This window comes from Variovorax humicola (genome assembly GCF_037889915.1).
GTDB classification, from domain to species: domain Bacteria; phylum Pseudomonadota; class Gammaproteobacteria; order Burkholderiales; family Burkholderiaceae_C; genus Variovorax; species Variovorax humicola.
In genome coordinates this window covers 275,249-293,676 of record NZ_JBBKZV010000004.1, presented here as the reverse complement: position 1 = coordinate 293,676, position 18,428 = coordinate 275,249, and the positions used below count along the sequence as shown (strand labels likewise).

General features: G+C 66.6%; 18 protein-coding genes. 9 read left to right on the top strand and 9 right to left on the bottom strand.

What is annotated here, in order from left to right; genetic code table 11:
• The first annotated feature begins 6 nt into the window (after positions 1-6).
• From WKW80_RS10115 to WKW80_RS10105, 3 genes are all read left to right on the top strand, one after another.
• On the top strand, positions 7-1,152 hold the full coding sequence (locus WKW80_RS10115; protein ID WP_340363435.1) for a JmjC domain-containing protein: 1,146 nt from the start codon (positions 7-9) through the stop codon (positions 1,150-1,152).
• A complete protein-coding gene (locus WKW80_RS10110; protein ID WP_340363434.1) occupies positions 1,139-1,648 on the top strand; it encodes a hypothetical protein in 510 nt (169 codons plus the stop codon). Before WKW80_RS10115 ends, WKW80_RS10110 begins: the two co-directional genes overlap by 14 nt.
• Before the next feature lie 133 nt (positions 1,649-1,781).
• On the top strand, positions 1,782-2,048 hold the full coding sequence (locus WKW80_RS10105) for a hypothetical protein (RefSeq protein WP_340363433.1): 267 nt from the start codon (positions 1,782-1,784) through the stop codon (positions 2,046-2,048).
• Between the two features lie 66 nt (positions 2,049-2,114).
• Here the strand turns inward: WKW80_RS10105 and WKW80_RS10100 are convergent, their stop codons facing one another.
• From WKW80_RS10100 to WKW80_RS10070, 7 genes are all read right to left on the bottom strand, one after another.
• Positions 2,115-2,891, bottom strand: a complete 777-nt coding sequence (locus WKW80_RS10100; protein ID WP_340363432.1) for an MBL fold metallo-hydrolase — start codon at positions 2,889-2,891, stop codon at positions 2,115-2,117.
• A gap of 8 nt (positions 2,892-2,899) precedes the next feature.
• Positions 2,900-3,982 (bottom strand): outer membrane protein assembly factor BamC, encoded by a 1,083-nt coding sequence (gene bamC / locus WKW80_RS10095; RefSeq protein WP_340363431.1) that lies wholly within the window; start codon positions 3,980-3,982, stop codon positions 2,900-2,902.
• Positions 3,983-4,095: 113 nt separating this feature from the next.
• Positions 4,096-4,983, bottom strand: coding sequence for a 4-hydroxy-tetrahydrodipicolinate synthase (dapA, locus tag WKW80_RS10090; protein WP_340363430.1), 888 nt, complete (start codon positions 4,981-4,983; stop codon positions 4,096-4,098).
• Positions 4,984-5,019: 36 nt separating this feature from the next.
• A complete protein-coding gene (locus WKW80_RS10085) occupies positions 5,020-5,580 on the bottom strand; it encodes a class I SAM-dependent methyltransferase (protein WP_422822882.1) in 561 nt (186 codons plus the stop codon).
• Positions 5,577-5,717: a hypothetical protein gene (locus WKW80_RS10080; RefSeq protein WP_340363429.1), complete on the bottom strand. Its 141-nt coding sequence runs from the start codon at positions 5,715-5,717 to the stop codon at positions 5,577-5,579. Before WKW80_RS10080 ends, WKW80_RS10085 begins: the two co-directional genes overlap by 4 nt.
• Positions 5,718-5,721: 4 nt before the next feature.
• On the bottom strand, positions 5,722-6,939 hold the full coding sequence (locus tag WKW80_RS10075) for an MFS transporter (RefSeq protein ID WP_340363428.1): 1,218 nt from the start codon (positions 6,937-6,939) through the stop codon (positions 5,722-5,724).
• A gap of 125 nt (positions 6,940-7,064) precedes the next feature.
• Positions 7,065-7,862, bottom strand: coding sequence for a sterol desaturase family protein (locus WKW80_RS10070; RefSeq protein WP_340363427.1), 798 nt, complete (start codon positions 7,860-7,862; stop codon positions 7,065-7,067).
• 68 nt (positions 7,863-7,930) lie between these two features.
• Between WKW80_RS10070 and WKW80_RS10065 the strand changes: the two genes are divergently transcribed.
• The 5 genes from WKW80_RS10065 to WKW80_RS10045 are packed head-to-tail and all read left to right on the top strand — an operon-like array spanning position 7,931 to position 14,136.
• Positions 7,931-8,608: a TetR/AcrR family transcriptional regulator gene (locus tag WKW80_RS10065; RefSeq protein WP_340363426.1), complete on the top strand. Its 678-nt coding sequence runs from the start codon at positions 7,931-7,933 to the stop codon at positions 8,606-8,608.
• 57 nt (positions 8,609-8,665) lie between these two features.
• Positions 8,666-10,651, top strand: a complete 1,986-nt coding sequence (locus tag WKW80_RS10060) for a DNA topoisomerase IV subunit B (RefSeq protein WP_340363425.1) — start codon at positions 8,666-8,668, stop codon at positions 10,649-10,651.
• The gene (locus WKW80_RS10055; protein ID WP_340363424.1) at positions 10,644-11,495 is read left to right on the top strand and encodes a lytic transglycosylase domain-containing protein; all 852 of its coding nucleotides are present in this window, start codon (positions 10,644-10,646) and stop codon (positions 11,493-11,495) included. Before WKW80_RS10060 ends, WKW80_RS10055 begins: the two co-directional genes overlap by 8 nt.
• A gap of 29 nt (positions 11,496-11,524) precedes the next feature.
• Entirely contained in the window at positions 11,525-13,921 is a 2,397-nt protein-coding gene (gene parC, locus WKW80_RS10050) for a DNA topoisomerase IV subunit A (RefSeq protein WP_340363423.1), read from the top strand.
• Between the two features lie 35 nt (positions 13,922-13,956).
• A complete protein-coding gene (locus WKW80_RS10045; RefSeq protein ID WP_340363422.1) occupies positions 13,957-14,136 on the top strand; it encodes a hypothetical protein in 180 nt (59 codons plus the stop codon).
• Positions 14,137-14,292: 156 nt separating this feature from the next.
• On the opposite strand, the gene WKW80_RS10040 is transcribed toward WKW80_RS10045, so the two are convergent.
• Complete coding sequence (locus WKW80_RS10040) at positions 14,293-15,369, bottom strand: MBL fold metallo-hydrolase (RefSeq protein ID WP_340363421.1); 1,077 nt, start codon at positions 15,367-15,369, stop codon at positions 14,293-14,295.
• A gap of 474 nt (positions 15,370-15,843) precedes the next feature.
• Positions 15,844-16,611 (bottom strand): PIG-L deacetylase family protein, encoded by a 768-nt coding sequence (locus WKW80_RS10035; protein WP_340363420.1) that lies wholly within the window; start codon positions 16,609-16,611, stop codon positions 15,844-15,846.
• Between the two features lie 214 nt (positions 16,612-16,825).
• On the opposite strand from WKW80_RS10035, the gene WKW80_RS10030 reads away from it, so the two are divergent.
• Positions 16,826-18,412: a PGAP1-like alpha/beta domain-containing protein gene (locus WKW80_RS10030; RefSeq protein WP_340363419.1), complete on the top strand. Its 1,587-nt coding sequence runs from the start codon at positions 16,826-16,828 to the stop codon at positions 18,410-18,412.
• The last annotated feature ends 16 nt before the right edge of the window (positions 18,413-18,428 follow it).

Here is an 18,428-nt window from a genome sequence, read left to right as displayed (position 1 = left end):
TCTCCCATGGAGATCACAAAACCCCTCGCCCTGCTGGGCGGTTTGAGCGCCGCGCAGTTCATGCAACGGCATTGGCAGAAGAAGCCGCTGCTGGTGCGGCAGGCGGTGCCGGACATGAAGGCGCCGATCTCTCGGGGCGGATTGTTCGAACTGGCCGCGCGGGACGATGTCGAGTCGCGCCTCATCCGTCATGCGGACAAGGGCTGGACCCTGCGGCACGGGCCGTTTGCACGCCGGTCCATTCCGGCGGCGACGCAACCCTCGTGGACGCTGCTGGTGCAGGGCGTCGATACCCACGATGACGCCGTTCACGCGCTGCTGCAGCAGTTCCGCTTCCTGCCCGAGGCGCGGCTCGACGACCTGATGGTCAGCTATGCGAGCGATCAGGGTGGCGTCGGTCCGCATTTCGACAGTTACGACGTGTTCCTGCTGCAAGCCTCGGGCCGGCGCCGCTGGTCCATCGGCCGCCAGCGCGATCTGACGCTGCAGAAGAACGTGCCGCTCAAGATTCTCGAACACTTCGAGCCGGAGCAGACTTTCGTGCTCGACCCCGGCGACATGCTGTACTTGCCGCCCCGCTATGCGCATGACGGCGTCGCGGTGGGGGGCGACTGCATGACGTGCTCGATCGGCTTGCGCACGCCCGCTGCCGACGAGCTTGCCGCCGATCTGCTGGTGCGCATCGCCGAGGCCCAGGCGGACGACCTCGAAGATCCGCATCGGAAGACGCCAACGCGCTACCGCGACCCGCAACAGCCTGCGGTCGAGCGGCCTGCCGAAATGCCGTCGGCCCTGCAGGCCTTCGCGCGCGATGCGGTGCTGGCCGGCCTGCAGCGCGATCCGGATGCGATCGACCGTGCCCTGGGCGAATCGATGACCGAACCGAAGGCCAAGGTCTGGTTCGAAGCCAGCGAGGCAGCCGATGTGACGCGCGGCGTTGCGCTCGACCGGCGCAGCCGCATGCTCTACGACGCGCGCCATCTCTACATCAACGGCGAGAGTTTTCGGGCCGCGGGCCGCGATGCGACCTTGATGCGGCGCCTTGCCGATCATCGCGTGCTCGAGCCCCGCGATCTGGCGCGAGCGAGCGACGATGCTCTTGCCTTGCTGGACGACTGGCGCGAAGCGGGGTGGCTGCATGCCGCCGCCTGAGGACGGCACAGTCGACGCGCTGCCCGACGGTCCGTTCGGGGGACGCGAGTCTTTCCGCGCGCATCTCATGACGGCGATGGCGCAGGCCGCGCAGCAGAACTGGCGCGAGATCGTCTTCAGCGACATCGACTTCGAGGATTGGCCGCTCGGCGAGCGTGCCAGCATCGAGTCGCTGCAGGCCTGGGCCGCGTCAGGTCGCAGCCTGGTCTTGCTGGCCGGGCACTTCAAGGTCTTCGAGCGCGAGCATGCCCGCTTCGTTCGTTGGCGCCAGACGTGGAGCCACATCGTCGATTGCCGGGCTTGCAGGGGCCCGGGGCTGCCGACGGTACCCAGCGCCATCTGGACGCCGTCCTGGTGCCTGCGCCGAATCGACATCGACCACGCCCGCGGCGTGTGCAGTACGCAGCCGGATCGGCGCCGGGCACTGCGCGAAGCCGTCGACGAATGCCTGCGCCACAGCCGGCCGGCGTTTCCGGCATTCCCGCTGGGGCTTTGATGTGAAGTAGTACTTTGGTAAGCATTGGCGTACAAGCCCTTGTCAGCCGAGGCCGCGAGTTGCCGGGCGCCGCAGCATCCGGTCAGGATGTAGGCCTAGAATTTTTTGCTCACCATCATTCAAAGGAGCCTTCATGAAAAAGACCGTCTTGCTCGCCTCGTTGGCCGCTGCGACAGCACTCAGTGCATGCGGCAAGAAGGAGGAAGCGGCTCCGGTAGTCGTCACGCCGCCACCCGTTGTGGTGACCCCCCCTGCGCCCCCTCCAGCAGCACCGGCCGCCGAGGCCCCGCCAGCGCCCGCTCCCGCTCCCGCTCCCGCTCCCGATACATCTGCCGCGCCCGCTGCCGCAGCGCCTGCAGCCGCCGAAGATCCGAACAAGCCCAAGGACGCACCCAAGTAACGCTTCTGCGGCCAATGTAGAAGCCGCCTGCGAGGGCGGCTTTTTTCATGAGCTTGCGAGAACCGACTACACGTCGAGCCAGGGTGAGCCTGATGCCGCATCGGCGGTGAGCATGTCCTGCTGCGCCGCGCCCAGCGCCTGTGCAAGCACCTGTCGCACGATGTCTGGCCGGTTGTTCTGCTCGCTCAGGTGCGCTGCCACGACATGGCGCAATCCGCCATGCAGGACGGCGCGCGCAATGTCGGCCGCGGCAGCGTTCGACAGGTGCCCATAGTTGCCGCCCACCCGATGCTTCAGGAAGGCCGGATAGCTCGATTGCGCGAGCATGTCGGCGTCGTGATTGCATTCGAGCAGCAGTGCGTCGAGCCGGGCCAATTGGGCCAGCACATAGGGCGTTGCGTGGCCCAGGTCGGTCAGCACGCCGAGCCGGCGGGCACCATCGGTGCAGACCAGCTGGAGCGGCTCGCGCGCGTCGTGCGGCACGGTGAAGGGGCGCAACGACAGCTCGCCGATGACGATGTCGGCGCCATCACGGGCCAGGTGCAGCATGCCCTCGAAGTCGCGCCCGCCGGTGGCAAGCCAGGTGCCTTCGCTCATCCACACCGGGATTCGATGGCGACGCGCCAGCATGTGCGCGCAGCCGATGTGGTCGCCATGCTCGTGGGTGACGAAGACCGCGTCGAGCTGGCTGGCCATCAATCCGGCGGTGGCCAGGCGCCTCTCCAGATGCTTGAGTCCGAAGCCGCAGTCCACCAGCAACCGGGTGGTGCGGCCCGCGCTGGTCGCTTCGACCAGCGTGGCATTGCCGGTGCTGCCGCTGCCGAGGCTTCGGAAGCGGAGCATGGCTCGGATTACTTCAGGTCGTCGGCGATGACCTGCACGATGCGCTGCGCATTTGCCGAGGTCTCCGGCGCGCCCGTATCGTTGAGCACGGCCACGGTGGTGGCTTCGCCCTGGCTCTTGACCTGGATACGGAACTTGAGCGGCGGATCGGACTTGCCGGCCTGGCCCAGCGTGAGCATCTTCGCGATGAAGCCGGGTTCCTTGTTCTGGTTTGGCGGCACGTAGCGCACGAAGTAGGTGCCGGCCGCGCGGTCGCGGTCTTCCACGGTGAAGCCGGTGCGGTCCAGCGCCAGGCCGACCCGGCGCCATGCGCGTTCGAAACCTTCGTTGATCTGCACCACGGGCTGGCCGTTCACGGTACTGACCTTGGAGGTCTGGACAACCGGGCCGGCAGCCACCAGCGCCTGCGATTGTTCTTGTGACACGCCGAGCTTGACCATCAGGCGGCGCAGGAATTCAGCCTCGAGCGCGGGGTCGGGCTTGCGTGGCTGCCAGATCGTCTGGTCCTTGCGCGCCGTGCTGTAGACCTCTTCCATGCCGCGGTGCGTGATGTAGATCTCGGTGCCGTTCGGGGTGCGTTCCATGCGCGTGCGGAAGCGGTCGAGTTCGCCCGTCGAGTAGACCGAGTCCACAAGCTTGCCGACCGTGCCGCGGATGATGTCCTGCGGCAGCTTGCCGCGGTTTTCGGCCCAGTCGGTTTCCATGATGCCGAGGTTGCGCTGGTCGGTGGTCAGCAGGAAGCCGCTCTCCTGCCAGAAGTCGCGAACCGGTTCCCACAGCTGATCGGCCGGGCGGTTCACCACGAGCCAGCGCTCGGTGCCGGCACGCTCCATGCGCACATCGCCCACGTTGGACACGGCGGTCGGAAGGGCGGGCGCATTGGCAATGCCGGCCTGGTACGAATTGGCCGAAACCGGCGCGCCGGGGAGGGCGTAGCGGTTGTCGCGCGAGAGTTGGGTCAGGTCGGGCGGGACTTCGAGGGTCGGTGCCTTGCCGGCGCTCTTGTAGTCAATCTTGTCGGGCTCGAAAGCCGAGCAGGCCGCAAGGCTCGTGATGAGTCCGAGCAATGCAAGTCGCGAAATGGTGTTCAACGTCGTCTTCCTTCTGGAATATCGCAATTCAATCGACGCATGCGGCGCCGCGGGTTGTGAGTGGCAGGTCGGCAAAAAGGTTGCATGCCCGAAGGCGCATCGAAGGTAAACGTTCAGTGAAGCAAGCCGGACGCCTTCAGCGCTGCCTTCACGGTGGGCTGGGCAGCTTCGCTGAGTTCGGTGAGGGGCAGCCGCAATGCGCCGCCGCAAAGGCCCATCTGCGCCATCGCCCACTTGACCGGAATCGGGTTGGGCTCGACGAAGAGGTTGCGGTGCAGGGGCATCAGTTCGAACTGGATGCGCATGGCGGTGGCCACGTCGCCGGCCAGAGCGGCCATGCACAGTTCGTGCATCTTGCGTGGCGCCACGTTGGCCGTGACGCTGATGTTGCCCTGGCCTCCGCACAGCATGAGCGCCACGGCGGTCGGGTCGTCGCCGGAATACACGGCAAAGTTCTTCGGCAGTTCGCGAATGAGCCATTGGGCCCGTTCGATATCGCCGGTGGCTTCCTTGATGCCGATGATGCCGGGCACTTGCGCCAAACGCAGCACCGTGTCGTGCGCCATATCGGCGACGCTGCGGCCCGGTACGTTGTAGAGGACGGTGGGCAGGTCGCCAACGGCTTCGGCAATGGCCTTGAAATGCTGGTACTGGCCTTCTTGCGTCGGCTTGTTGTAGTAAGGCACGACCTGGAGCTGCGAGTCGGCGCCAACACCTTTGGCGAACCTGGCAAGCTCGATCGCTTCTTTTGTCGAGTTGGCGCCACAGCCGGCCATCACGGGCACGCGGCCCTTGGCTTGTTCGACGGAAACGCGGATGATTTCACAATGCTCTTCGACGTCGACCGTCGGCGATTCGCCGGTGGTGCCAACGACGCCGAGGCAGTCGGTGCCTTCGGCGATATGCCAGTCGATCAGGCGGCGCAATGCGGGATAGTCGACGCTGCCGTCGTCATGCATCGGCGTGACGAGCGCGACGATGCTGCCAGTCAGTGGATCCAAGGGGGGTCTCTTTGTTCGGGCCGAAAACCTGCCATTCTACTGATTGGGCGGATCGACCTTGAGCGCGTGACGCAGCAATGCGCCCGTCGGCCGGACGGCCGCGATGCGTTGGACGAAACGGGCGGGTTCGTCCAGGTAGCCGTCTTCGTACGCGACCACGTGCAGTTCCTTGCTGGCGCTCAGGAGCTCACCGGGCTGGAGCAGGAAGTCCGGGCGTGAGGGCTTGCCGACGGTTTCGTTACCAACTGCAAAAGTTTCGTAAAGCAGTACGCCGCCCGGGGCGACTGCGGCCACGATGTCGGGCAGCAAAGGGCGCCAGAGGTAGTTGGTGACGACAACTGCATCGAACGCCTGGCCGGCAAACGGCCACGGTCCCGATTCGATGTCGGCCAGCAGCGTCCGGCCGAAGCCCGAGGCGGCGTCGACGGCTTCCGGCGACCGGTCCACACCGGTGACGACGTGGCCGCGGTCGGCGAACCAGCGCATGTGCCGCCCGGCGCCGCACGCGACGTCGAGCACCGAGCCGCCCGCGGGCACCAGGTGCGACCACCGCGCCAGCCACGCCGAGGGCGCGCCCCAACCATGCGGGGCGCTCAAAAGCAGGCCCAGAGCTGGTCGATGAGCGTCACCATGAAGCCGGGCCGGGTGTAGAGCGCGAACACCAGCGCCAGCACCAATGCGATGGCCAGCCAGGTCGCCGTGCGCCGGATGCGGTGGCGGGTCGAGCTTGTCATGGCGTCAGGCCGGTTGCGGCACGGCGCGCGTGATGGCGCTTTCCTTGACCGGCAGGTTGACCAGCGCGGCGAACACGCCCAGCGCGATCGAGATGTACCAGACGATGTCGTAGCTGCCCGTGCGGTCGTACAGGAAGCCGCCCAGCCACGCGCCGATGAACGAGCCAACCTGGTGCGACAGGAAGATGAAACCGCTCAGCATCGACAGGTGAGCCACGCCGAAGATCTGCGCAACGAGCGCGTTGGTCGCCGGCACGGTCGAGAGCCACAGGAAGCCCATGGCGCTGGCGAATACGTAGACCGACAACGGCGAGATCGGCACCAGCAGGAACAGCGCGATGGCAATGGCCCGGCTGAAGTAGATGGCAGCGAGGATCTTGCGCTTGGCGAACTTTTCCCCCAGTGTGCCGGCGGTGTACGAGCCGAAAACATTGAACAGGCCGATCAGCGCCAGCGCATAACTGGCCACCTCGGGCCGCAGGCCCTTGTCGCGCAGGTAGCTCGGCATGTGGATGCCGATGAACACCAACTGGAAGCCGCACACGAAATAGCCCGCCATCAGCAGGCTGAAGCTCGGCGTCTTGAAGGCTTCGGCCAGGGCCTGGGCGATGGTCTGATCACGCCTCGCGAAGCCCGTGGCGGAAGCCGGCTCGCGCAATCCGAAGGCAAGCGGCACCGCCAGAAGCACCATGGCCGCGAGCGCGAACAGGGCGGTTTGCCAACCCAGGCTGCTGATCAGTTGCCCTTCGATCGGCACCATGAGGAATTGCCCGAACGAGCCGGCCGCAGCTGCGACGCCCATCGCCCAGGAGCGCCGTTCGGCGGGTATCTGCCGGCCGATAACGCCGTAGATCACGGCATAGGTGGTGCCCGCCTGCGCCGCGCCGATCAACACGCCGGCCGTGAGCGCAAACAAGGTCGGCGTGGGCGAGAGCGCCATGCCGAGCAGGCCCAATGCGTAGCAGGCGGCGCCAATCAGCAGCACGCGGAATGCGCCCAGCTTGTCGGCCAGCATGCCCGCGAAAACGCCCACCACGCCCCATGACAGGTTCTGGATCGCGATGGCAAACGAGAAAGTCTGGCGCGACCAGTCCTGCGCTTGCGTGATTGGCTGCAGCCAGAGCCCGAAGCCGTGGCGGATGCCCATCGAGAGGGTGACGATCATCGCGCCGCAAAGCAGCACCTGCTTCAGGCTGAGGGGCTGGGAGGAGGGAGGACTCATCCCGGTCAATGTACCCAAAAGCAATGTCTGTCGTTGCTCGCGCCCATTCCGGATTGTTGATATTTGGCCGTGTCTTTGATGCGGTTGGCGCATTACTCAATCCGGGCACACTACCCGCCAGCCCGTCACGCCAGTTCGCCAGGCATGGCGGGGTCAGGCGCCGCACCCCGGCTGGCAGAGCCATACACCGGCGCATTCACGTCGCGCCAGGCGAGCATCGCGCCCAATTGGCGATCGGCCGGTGCCTCGAAGCCGCACTCGCCCCGGAATTCACGCGGATTGCGGAAGCTGCCGGAAAGGATGTCCCATAGCGGGAAGTCGCTGTAGTTCCAGGCGTGGACGCCTTGCCGATGGTGAACGCAATGCGACTCCGGGCGCTGGATGAAGTAGCCAAGCCATTGCGGCGTGTGCACGTTCCAGTGCTGGAACATGCCGTGGAAGGCTGCGATATAGCCGACCAGCGCGGCCGCGATCGGATCGAGGCCCAGCACGATCACCGTCACGAAGAGCTGGATGAGCACCTGCACCACCATCTCGGTCGGGTGGAACAGCGTCGAGCCCGAAATGTCGATGCGCTGTGGCCCGTGATGCACCTGGTGGCCGAAGCGCCAGAGCGGCGAGAAGGCGTGCGATGCGCGATGCCAGACGAAGCCCAGGCCGGAGAGCACGAACCATCCCATCAGCGCGCCACCGGCCACGCCCAGCGGCGTGCCGTCGATCCAGCGATGCGCCGCCATCCAGTCGAGCGGCAACAGCATTGGAACGACGGCTCCGGCGGTGCCGATCAGTACCAGGAAGCCGATGCCCAGCCAGCGCCAGCCGCGCCGCGGCGGGAATTGCCGTGCCGGCCGCAGCCACTCGACTGCCAGCATCACCAGGTAGGTCAGCGGCACCAGAAGGCCGATCAGATCGACGGTTTCCATGACGGGACTCCATTCTTACGGTGTAAGGCTTGACGCAAGGTTAATCCTTACACTGTAAGATTGCAAGCATGGCAACCCGAAAATCAAATGGAGACGCGGCGGCCGGTCCGCTGTCCACGCAGCGAATCGTTCAGGCCGCGCTGGAGGAGGTTGCGGCGGATGGACTGGCGGCGCTGAGCATGCGCAAGGTCGGCCAGCGGCTGGGCCGCGAGGCGATGAGCCTGTATCACCACTTTCCGAGCAAGCAGCATCTGCTCGATGCGATGGTGGACCACGCGCTTGCGTCGGTCGAGGAGCCGCCCGCCGACCTGACGCCGATGGAGCGGCTGCTGCACAGCGTCCATTCGTACCGCCGCATGGCGCATCGCTTCCCGGCGCTGTACCCGCTCGTCGCGGTGCACCGACTCAATACGCCGACGGGCGTGCGCTTCATCGAATCGATCCTGGCGCTGATCCAGGCCGTGGTGCCCGACCCCGAGTTGTCGGCGCGCTACTTTCGTGCGATCGGTTATTACCTGACCGGCGCAGGGCTCGATGAAACCTCGGGCTATGCCAAGGGGCCGTCTGCGGCGGAACCGGCGAGCGATGACTTCGTGGTTCGCGAGTGTCCCCGGCTCGTCGGCGTGGCGCAGTATTTCCAGCCGGCGCAATGGGATGCGACCTTTGCGATCGGGGTGGATGCGCTGATGTCCGCCATGGAGCGCGACGCAGCGCGTGTCGGGAGGGTTAATTTGCAAAAAGGCTGACAGTTGCCTGTATGGGCATCCAGCTTTTGGTGGGCTGGCTGACTACAATCCGCCCCCATGGCAACCCCCAGCAAGACAATTCCCCAAGCGTATTCCGAAGGCTCGATCCGCGTCCTCAAGGGACTCGAGCCCGTCAAGCAGCGGCCGGGCATGTACACCCGCACCGACAACCCGCTGCACATCATCCAGGAAGTGCTCGACAACGCGGCTGACGAGGCGCTCGCGGGCTACGGCAAGAAGATCAAGGTCACGATGCACGTCGACGGGTCGGTGAGCGTCGAGGACGACGGGCGCGGCATCCCGTTCGGGCTGCATCCCGAAGAGCAGGCGCCGGTCGTCGAACTGGTGTTCACACGGCTGCATGCGGGCGGCAAGTTCGACAAGGGCTCGGGCGGGGCGTACAGCTTCTCCGGCGGCCTGCATGGCGTGGGCGTGTCGGTGACCAACGCGCTGTCGAAGCGGCTCGAAGTGGTGTCGTACCGAGAAGGCTCGGTGGCGCAACTGGCGTTTTCGGCCGGCGATGTGATCGAGCCGCTGCAGCTCCGCGCGCAGGAAAGCGGCAACGGGGACCGCAAGCAGGGCACGACGGTGCGCGCCTGGCCCGATGCGAAATACTTCGAATCGGCCGTGCTGCCGATCAACGAGCTGACGCACCTGCTGCGCAGCAAGGCCGTGCTGATGCCGGGCGTGACGGTGACGCTCTTCGTCGAGAAGACGAAGGAGACGCAGCAATGGCTCTACAAGGGCGGCCTGCGCGACTACCTGATGCAGACGCTCAACGGCGAGCCGGTGATCCCGCTGTTCGAGGGCGCTGGCCACGCCGACAAGAACGCCGACAACTTCGCCGAAGGCGAGGGCGCCGACTGGTGCGTGGCCTTCACCGAGGAAGGCCAGCCGGTGCGCGAGAGCTACGTCAACCTGATTCCGACCAGCGCCGGCGGCACGCACGAGAGCGGCTTGCGCGATGGGCTGTTCAACGCGGTCAAGGGCTTCGTCGAACTGCATTCGCTGCTGCCCAAGGGCGTGAAGCTGCTGCCGGAAGACGTGTTCGCGCGCGCTTCGTACGTACTGAGTGCGAAGGTGCTGGACCCGCAGTTCCAGGGGCAGATCAAGGAACGGCTGAACTCGCGCGATGCGGTACGGCTGGTGTCGAGCTTCGTTCGGCCGGCGCTGGAGTTGTGGCTGAACCAGCATGTCGACTACGGCAGGAAGCTCGCCGAGCTGGCCATCAAGGCGGCGCAGACGCGCCAGCGGGCGGGCCAGAAGGTCGAGAAGCGCAAGGGCTCCGGCGTCGCCGTGCTGCCCGGCAAGCTGACCGACTGCGAGAGCAAGGACACGGCGCACAACGAGGTCTTCCTGGTCGAGGGCGACTCGGCCGGCGGCAGCGCGAAGATGGGCCGCGACAAGGAGTCGCAGGCGATCCTGCCGTTGCGTGGCAAGGTGCTCAACACCTGGGAGGTCGAGCGCGACCGGCTCTTTGCCAACAACGAAATCCATGACATCTCGGTCGCGATCGGCGTCGACCCGCACGGGCCGACCGACACGCCCGACATGGGCGGGCTGCGCTACGGGAAGATCTGCATCCTCAGCGATGCCGACGTGGACGGCTCGCACATCCAGGTGCTGCTGCTGACTCTGTTCTTCCGGCACTTTCCGAAACTCATCGAGGCCGGCCACGTGTTCGTGGCCAAGCCGCCGCTGTTCCGTATCGACGCGCCGGCGCGTGGCAAGAAACCGGCGTCGAAGGTGTATGCGCTGGACGAAGGCGAACTCACGGCCACGCTCGACAAGCTGCGCAAGGACGGCGTACGCGAAGGCGCGTGGAGCATCAGCCGCTTCAAGGGCCTGGGCGAGATGAGCGCGGAACAGTTGTGGGAAACCACGTTGAACCCCGACACTCGCCGCCTGCTGCAGGTCCAACTCGGCCGCCTCGACTTCACGCAGACGCAGGGAGAAATCACCAAGCTCATGGGCAAAGGGGAAGCCGCCGCCCGCCGCGACCTGATGGAGTTGCGTGGGGATGATGTGGAAATCGATGTCTAGTTTTCGCGCGCTGTTCGTTGCCTTGCTGTGGGTGGTCTTTCAGCAAGGCGCGTCCGCGGCTGACATCTATGGCTATATCGACGACAAGGGCGTGGCGCATTTCGCCTCCGGGAAACTCGACGAGCGCTACCAATTGTTCTTCAAGGGCGGGCGAAGCTTCGACACGGCGGATGGTGTCTTGCCGCCGGGGCGCCGGGGCAATGGCAAGGTCTCGCCGGTGTCGCAGACGCTGGTTGCCATGTTCGAGAAGTCGCCCAACTACCGGACAGCCAAGGCCGCGATGCAGGATGCATCGAAGCGCCATGCGATCGACTATGAACTGCTGCAGGCATTGGTCGCGACCGAGTCGGGCTTCGATGCGCAGGCCCTGTCGCCCAAGGGCGCGATGGGACTGATGCAGGTGATGCCGGCCACGGCCGAACGCTATGGCGTGCAGGCCGACAAGCGCCGCTCGCTGGAAGACAAGCTCTACGACCCGCGCATCAACATCGCCACGGGCTCGCGATATCTGCGCGACCTGATCGCGATGTTTCCGGGGCAGGTGGAACTCGCATTGGCCGCGTACAACGCAGGCGAGGGCGCAGTGCAGCGCGCCGGAAACAAGATCCCCAACTACCGCGAGACGCAGGACTACGTGCAGACTGTGCTGCAGCTCTACGCCTATCTGAAGCCCGGTGCGCGTTTCGGTGTGGGCCGTGGCGGCAAGACGCCGGGGCGCATCCACATGGAACTCGACGTGCCGAAGGGCGGCGCGCTGGGCCGCGGCAACATGCCGCCGTCCGACGGTTCGCGCATGCCCGGCATGCCGGGCCTGCCGGGCCTGTCGGACACGCCGACCGAATGAACCGAACCTTATTGAAGAACTGACCGACCATGGACGATTCCTCCCAACCGATGCTGGATCTTCCGCCGCCCGACGACGGCAGCGGCATCACGCTGGCCGACTACGCACAGCAGGCCTACCTCGAATACGCGCTGAGCGTGGTCAAGGGCCGTGCGCTGCCCGACGTGTGCGACGGCCAGAAGCCGGTGCAGCGGCGCATTCTCTATTCGATGTCGCGCATGGGGCTCGGCTTCGGCGGCGCCAACGGCACCGTCGGCGCCAAGCCGGTGAAAAGTGCACGCGTGGTCGGCGACGTGCTGGGCCGCTTTCATCCGCACAGCGACCAGGCTGCGTACGACGCGCTGGTGCGCATGGCGCAGGACTTTTCGCAGCGCTATCCGCTGGTCGACGGCCAGGGCAACTTCGGCAGCCGCGACGGCGACGGCGCCGCGGCGATGCGCTACACGGAAGCGCGGCTGGCGCGGATCACGAGCCTGCTGCTCGACGAGATCGACGAAGGCACGGTCGACTTCGTGCCCAATTACGACGGCTCGACCCAGGAGCCGCGGCTGTTGCCGGCGCGGCTGCCGTTCACGCTGCTCAATGGCGCGAGCGGCATCGCGGTGGGCCTGGCCACGGAAATCCCGAGCCACAACCTGCGCGAGATTGCCGATGCCTGCGTGGCATTGATCAAGACCAACGGCAAGCTCAGCGAGGAAGAGCTGTTTGCGATCGTGCCCGGACCGGACTATCCGGGCGGCGCGCAGATCATCAGCAGCCCGATCGACATTGCCGACGCGTATCGCACCGGCCGCGGTTCGCTCAAGGTGCGCGCGCGCTGGAAGATCGAGGACCTGGCACGCGGCCAGTGGCAACTCGTGGTCAACGAGCTCCCGCCCGGCGTCAGCACGCAGAAGGTGCTGGAGGAGATCGAGGAGATCACCAATCCGAAGATCAAGGCCGGCAAGAAGGCCTTGAGCACGGAGCAGACGCAGCTCAAGGCCGCGATGCTGTCCGTGCTGGACGTGGTGCGCGACGAGTCGAGCAAGGACGCGGCGGTGCGCCTGGTGTTCGAGCCGAAGACCTCGCGCATCAGCCAGGAAGAGTTCATCACGACCTTGCTTGCGCAGACCTCGCTGGAAACCTCGTCGCCGATCAACCTCACGATGGTCGGCATCGACGGCAAGCCTACGCAGAAGTCGCTGAGGCAGATGCTCAACGAGTGGATCGCGTTCCGCGAGATCACCGTCGAGAAGCGCTCGCGGCATCGGCTCGACAAGGTGCTGGACCGCATCCACATCCTCGAAGGCCGGCAGCTTGTGCTGCTCAACATCGACGAGGTAATCGCGATCATCCGCGCGGCCGACGACCCGAAGGCGGCGTTGATCGCGCGCTTCGACCTCAGCGAGCGGCAGGCCGAGGACATTCTTGAAATTCGCCTGCGCCAGTTGGCGCGGCTCGAAGCCATCAAGATCGAGCAGGAACTCAAGGGCCTGCGCGAAGAGCAGAAGAAACTCGAGGACATCCTTGGCAGCCCGGCCGCGTTGCGCCGCCTGCTGGTAAAGGAAATCGAACAGGACGCCAAGACTTTCGAAGACCCGCGACGTACGCTGATCCAGGCCGAGAAGCGCGCCGTGGCCGAGGTCCGGGTGGTCGACGAACCGGTGACGGTGATCGTCTCGCAAAAGGGCTGGGTTCGTGCGCAGAAGGGCTGGGCCAGCGAGAAGGCTGCTGGCGCCAACGGAACGCCGGCCGAGTACAGCTTCAAGTCGGGGGACGCACTGTATGGCGCGTTCGAATGCCGTTCGGTCGACACGCTGCTGGTGTTCGGCACCGCCAAGGACAAGGCTGTGCGTGTCTACACCGTGCCGGTCGCTTCGCTGCCGGGGGCCCGCGGGGACGGGCAACCCGTGACGACGCTGCTCGATCTCGAAAGCGGCACGCACGTCGCGCACTACTTCGCCGGCCCGCTCGGCGCGAGCCTGTTGCTCTCGAACACCGGCGGCTACGGCTTCATCGCGACGGTCGAGAACATGACGTCGCGCCAGCGCGGTGGCAAGGCCTTCGTCGACGTGGGTGAGGGCGAGCAACTGTGCCGGCCTTCGCTGGTGGGCGGCGCCAGCGGCGCCGAGCCGATGCCGGCCGCGACGCATGTGGCCTGCGCGTCGACGGGCGGGCGCATCCTCACGTTCGAGATCGGTGAACTGAAGGTGCTGCCCAAGGGCGGCCGCGGGCTCACGCTGATCGACCTCGACGCCAAGGACACGCTCGCGGGCGCCGCGGCCTACACGCGCAGCGTCAGGATCGACGGCATCGGCCGCGGCGGCAAGGAGCGCGACGAAACGCTCGAGATCCGCACGCTGAACAATGCACGCGGGACGCGGGCGCGCAAGGGCAAGGCGGCCGATCTCGGCTTCAAGCCGGCCAGCATCGTGCGCGTGCAGTAGTCGCGCACTCCACGAAAATGACTGGAGACACAATCATGGAAGTCGGAGCCATCGCCATCGGAATTGCCGTTGTCAGCGGCACGGCAAGCTTCTTGATCGGCCGCAAGCTCTCGCGCAATCGGCGCGAGAAGAAGACGCAGCGGGAAGTGGCCGCTGTGCAGGCGAATGAGAGTCGACAGGTGCGCCGCGCGCGCGAGCGGCGGGCAAAGGACTAGATCAACTACCCCCGAAGCGCCTGCGGCGCCTCGCCTTCAAGGGGGCGATACCAGCGGCCCGTCGAAGCCGGTTCCGCAGTATCCCTGGCATCTGACGGTGCCGGTTTCATGCGTCGCGAAACACGCCCCCGCGTCATGGAGCCGATATGAGGCAACCTATTTCAGTCCGGCCCACCAGCGTACATTGGTTCGCGGCTGGCCCACGGTGATCACTTCGCCGATTTCCGGCGTCGCCAGTTCGATCTGCTTCGCTGCCGCCAGGTCGGCGATGCGGTCCATCGGCGCGTGCCAGGTGTGGAAGGCGAGGTCGAAAGTGCTGTTGTGCACCGGCAGCAGCACCTTGGCGCGCAGGTCTTCGAAGGCCTGGATGTCTTGTTCCGGCGTCATGTGCACCGATGGCCACCACTCGTCGTACTGACCGTTTTCGAGCATCGCCAGGTCGAAGCCGCCGAAGCGATCTCCGATTTTCCGGAAACCGTCGGAGTAGCCCGAGTCGCCGCTGTAGTAGATGCGTTGCGGCCCGCTCTGGATCACCCAGGACGCCCACAGCGTCTCGCTGCGGTCGGTCAGGGTGCGGCCCGAGAAATGCTGCGACGGCGTGGCAGTGAGTTGCACATCGCCGCGCGTCGCGGACTGCCACCAGTCGAGCTCGGTGATGCGCTCGGCAGGCACGCCCATCGACCGCAGCCGCCTGCCCACGGCGAGCGGCACGAAGAAGTGAGCCACGCGTTGCGCGAGGTATTCGATGGTCGGGGCGTCGAGGTGGTCGTAATGGTCGTGCGAGATGACCAGGCCGTCGATGGCGGGCAACTGCTGCAACGCGATGGGCGGCGCATGAAAGCGCTTTGGTCCCATGAAGGCGAAGGGCGATGCGCGCTCGCTGAACATCGGGTCGATCAACCAGAACTTGCCGCGCAGCTTGAGCAATGTCGACGAGTGGCCCAGGCGCACGACGTGGTTGGCTTGCCGGTCGAGCGCCTCGAGCTGCGCGGTGGTCAGCGGCCGCACGGGGATGGCATCGACCGGTTCGGTGTCGGTCTTGGTGCCGGCCAGGAAGCGCCACCAGATCCTTGCCGCGTTCGCCGTGGGCTGCGCGTCCGGGTTCGGCGCGTTCACGAAGCCGCAGCCTTTGAACTCGGGCGACGCGGAATACGGGGATTCGCACGCGCCGGTGTTGTCGGAAGCGGTGACGAGGACGAAAGCGGCGGCGAGCAGCAGGCGGGTGGCGATCATCCGCGCGAGCATAGTTCACCCGCCCACCGGCCAATCGTCCCAGTTCCACCACGCTACCGCGTGACCCGCGACGCATGAAACCAGGACGAGCACGGCGAAGTCTGTTCGTGGGCACCCGCGGAACCGGCTTTGCCGGGCCGCCGGGTGCGCCCCCTTGAGGGGCTCCGGCGACGCATGAAACCGGTGCAAGCGTTGCGAGGTCTGTTCGTGGGCACCCGCGGAACCGGCTTCGCCGGGCCGCTGGGTGCGCCCCCTGAGGGGGAGGCGCCGCAGGCGCATCGGGGGGGAGTCATCTACCCGCGGAACCGGCTTTGCCGGGCCGCCGGGTGCGCCCCCTTGAGGGGCTTCGGCGACGCAAAACCGGCGCAAGCACAGCGAGGTCTGTTCGTGGGCACCCGCGGAACCGGCTTTGCCGGGCCGCTGGGTGCGCCCCCTGAGGGGGAGGCGCCGCAGGCGCTTCGGGGGGGAGTCATCTCACATGAACATCACTTCGAAGGGCCATGCCGCGCGGGTGACGGCGCTGTTGCACAGGTTGGGGTCGCCGAGGATCGATGGGACGGACTGCAGTTGGGTCTCGAAGGCTTCCAGCGCGTTGCGCTTGCGGTCCAGCGCCTGGGTATCGAGCGGCAGCCTGCGCGCGCGGCGCCAGGGCAGGCGCACGTCGCCCGGCACGGCCCAGTGCCAGGCGCGCACGGGCGTCTCCACCAGCCGGGCGCCGGAGCGGGCGGCGGCGAACGCGCAGGCATGGCCGGTGGCCTCGTGGTCGGGCGGGCCGTCCATGCGCCAGGTGGTGAACACCACGTCGGTCGGGCGCAGAAGCGGCAGCAGCCGTTCGGCCAGCATGCGGCGCAGGATGTGCAGGCTGCCGTCCGGGAATCCGAGGCGCACCGGCTCGGCCGCCACGCCCAGCCGATGCAGTGCGCGGCGGCTTTCGATGGGGCGCATGCGGGTGCGGTTGTCGAGCGCCGGCGGCCAATGCGGCGAGTCGACCGGGGTGGCGATGCCGTCGGTCACGGCGACGACGCAGATCTCGCGCTCCTGTGCGGCCAGTTGCGCCAGCAGCCCGCCCACCGCCAGTACTTCGTCGTCCGGATGCGGCGCGACCACCACGGCGCGTGCGCCATCGGGCAGGAGTTCGTTGACCGTGGTCGAGGCAATGGCGGCGAGGCCGGGCCAGGCGAGCCAGTCGGTCGCGGCCGTTCCTTCGGCCGGATGGTTCTCGGGCATGGCGGCAGTCAGCATGGATCTCCTCTCGGCCGGTCAGCCGTTTGCGCGCTGCGACCGCCGGGACGGCCATGGTATGCGCGATACCCCGGGCACGGTAGGCGCGAAAGCTGGCCGCTTGCCCTACGCCATGTGCGCTATGGCGGCTGCCGGGTGGCGGCGGCACAGTCGGGCTCGGCCGTGAATGCACGCGGCGCGGTCGCGCCGCGGCGCGCAACACGGAGGTTTCGCCATGACCGACAAGCGCTATCCGATCATCTACGTGCGCGGCTACGCGATGACTGCGACGGAGCGCGACGAGACCACCGCTGACCCGTTCTGCGGCTTCAACGTGGGCTCGACGGTGTACCGGGCCACGGTCGACAAGAAGGCGGCGGCGCAGAAGTTCGTGTTCGAGTCGCCCGTGGTGCGGCTGCTGGCCGACTTCCAGTACATGAGCGTCTACCAGAACGGGCTCGACATCCTCGACGAGGACTGGAAGCCGCCGCCGGACGAGACCGGTGCGGATGTCGAAGGCATTCCATCGGCCTCGGTCATCATCTACCGCTACTACGAGACCGGTTCGGACCTGCTCGGCGACGGGAAGTCGCGCGACATCACCGCCTACGCGAAGGGATTGAACGACCTCATCCTGCGCATAAGGGATCTTGTCGCAAAACGCGAGGGGCCGCCCGGGCCGGAGGGCTTCCGCTGCTACCTGGTCGCGCATTCGATGGGCGGGCTGGTGGTGCGGGCCTTCCTGCAGAACCCGGCGCTCGGCGACGCCGTGGCGCGCCAGTGCGTCGACAAGTTCTTCACCTATGCCACGCCGCACAACGGCATCGACATCGGCGGCGTCAACGTGCCGAGCTGGCTGACGGTGAACGAGATCAACACCTTCAACCGCGACAAGATCGCCGAGTTCCTGGCCACGCCGAAGATCAACGGCCGCGTGGACTACCTGCCCGCCACGGCACTGGCACCCGAGCGCGTGTTCTGCATGGTCGGGTCGAACCGCGGCGACTATGAAGTGGCGATGGGCGCATCGCGCATGTTCGCGGGCCACGGCAGCGACGGACTGGTGCGCGTGGAGAACGCCACGCTGTGCTCGTTCGACAAGGACGGCAAGGAGCGGCCCGTGGCCACGGCCTACACCTACCGCTCGCACTCGGGCTACTTCGGCATCGTCAACTCCGAGGAAGCATTCCAGAACCTGGTGCGCTTCCTGTTCGGCGACGTGCGGGTTGACTTGTGGTTCGACGTCGAGAGCGTGACCTTGCCGCCGGACCTCCCGAAGGATGCGGATGTCGATGCGCTCTACCAGGTCGAGCTGCTGGCCGCGCCGCGCGGCAAGCGCTGGTACCTGAGCCGGCGCGTGGCCGAGGAAGACTCGCCCGCCTGCCGCACGCACAAGGAGCTGACCAACCCTGCAACGCCGGAGAAGCGGTCGATCTATCTGTCGACCGTGTTTCTCTCCAACAAGGCGCGCGTGAAGCAGGACCGGCCCACGCTGGCGTATGCAATGACGCTTGGCGTGCGCGTGCCCGACTACCAGGTCAACAGGAAGTTCTGGGTCGACGGGCACTACGAAGGCAGCTCGCTGTTTCGCGACACGCTGATCATCGAACTCTCGCCGCCCGCCGATGCCGCCTCCGCCGAGTGGAAGGTGAACTACGGCTGGCAAACCGACACCGCCGGCCGCGCCACCTTGCCGACGACGTACAAGGACGTGATCGACGGCAAACTGCAGTTCATCGTGCCCTTGTCGTCGAAGGGCGCAGCGCTTGCCGCGCCCAGCATCACGGGCAAGGTACGGCTCGCGGTGAGCGCCTGGAACTGAGACCGCGCGGCGGGCG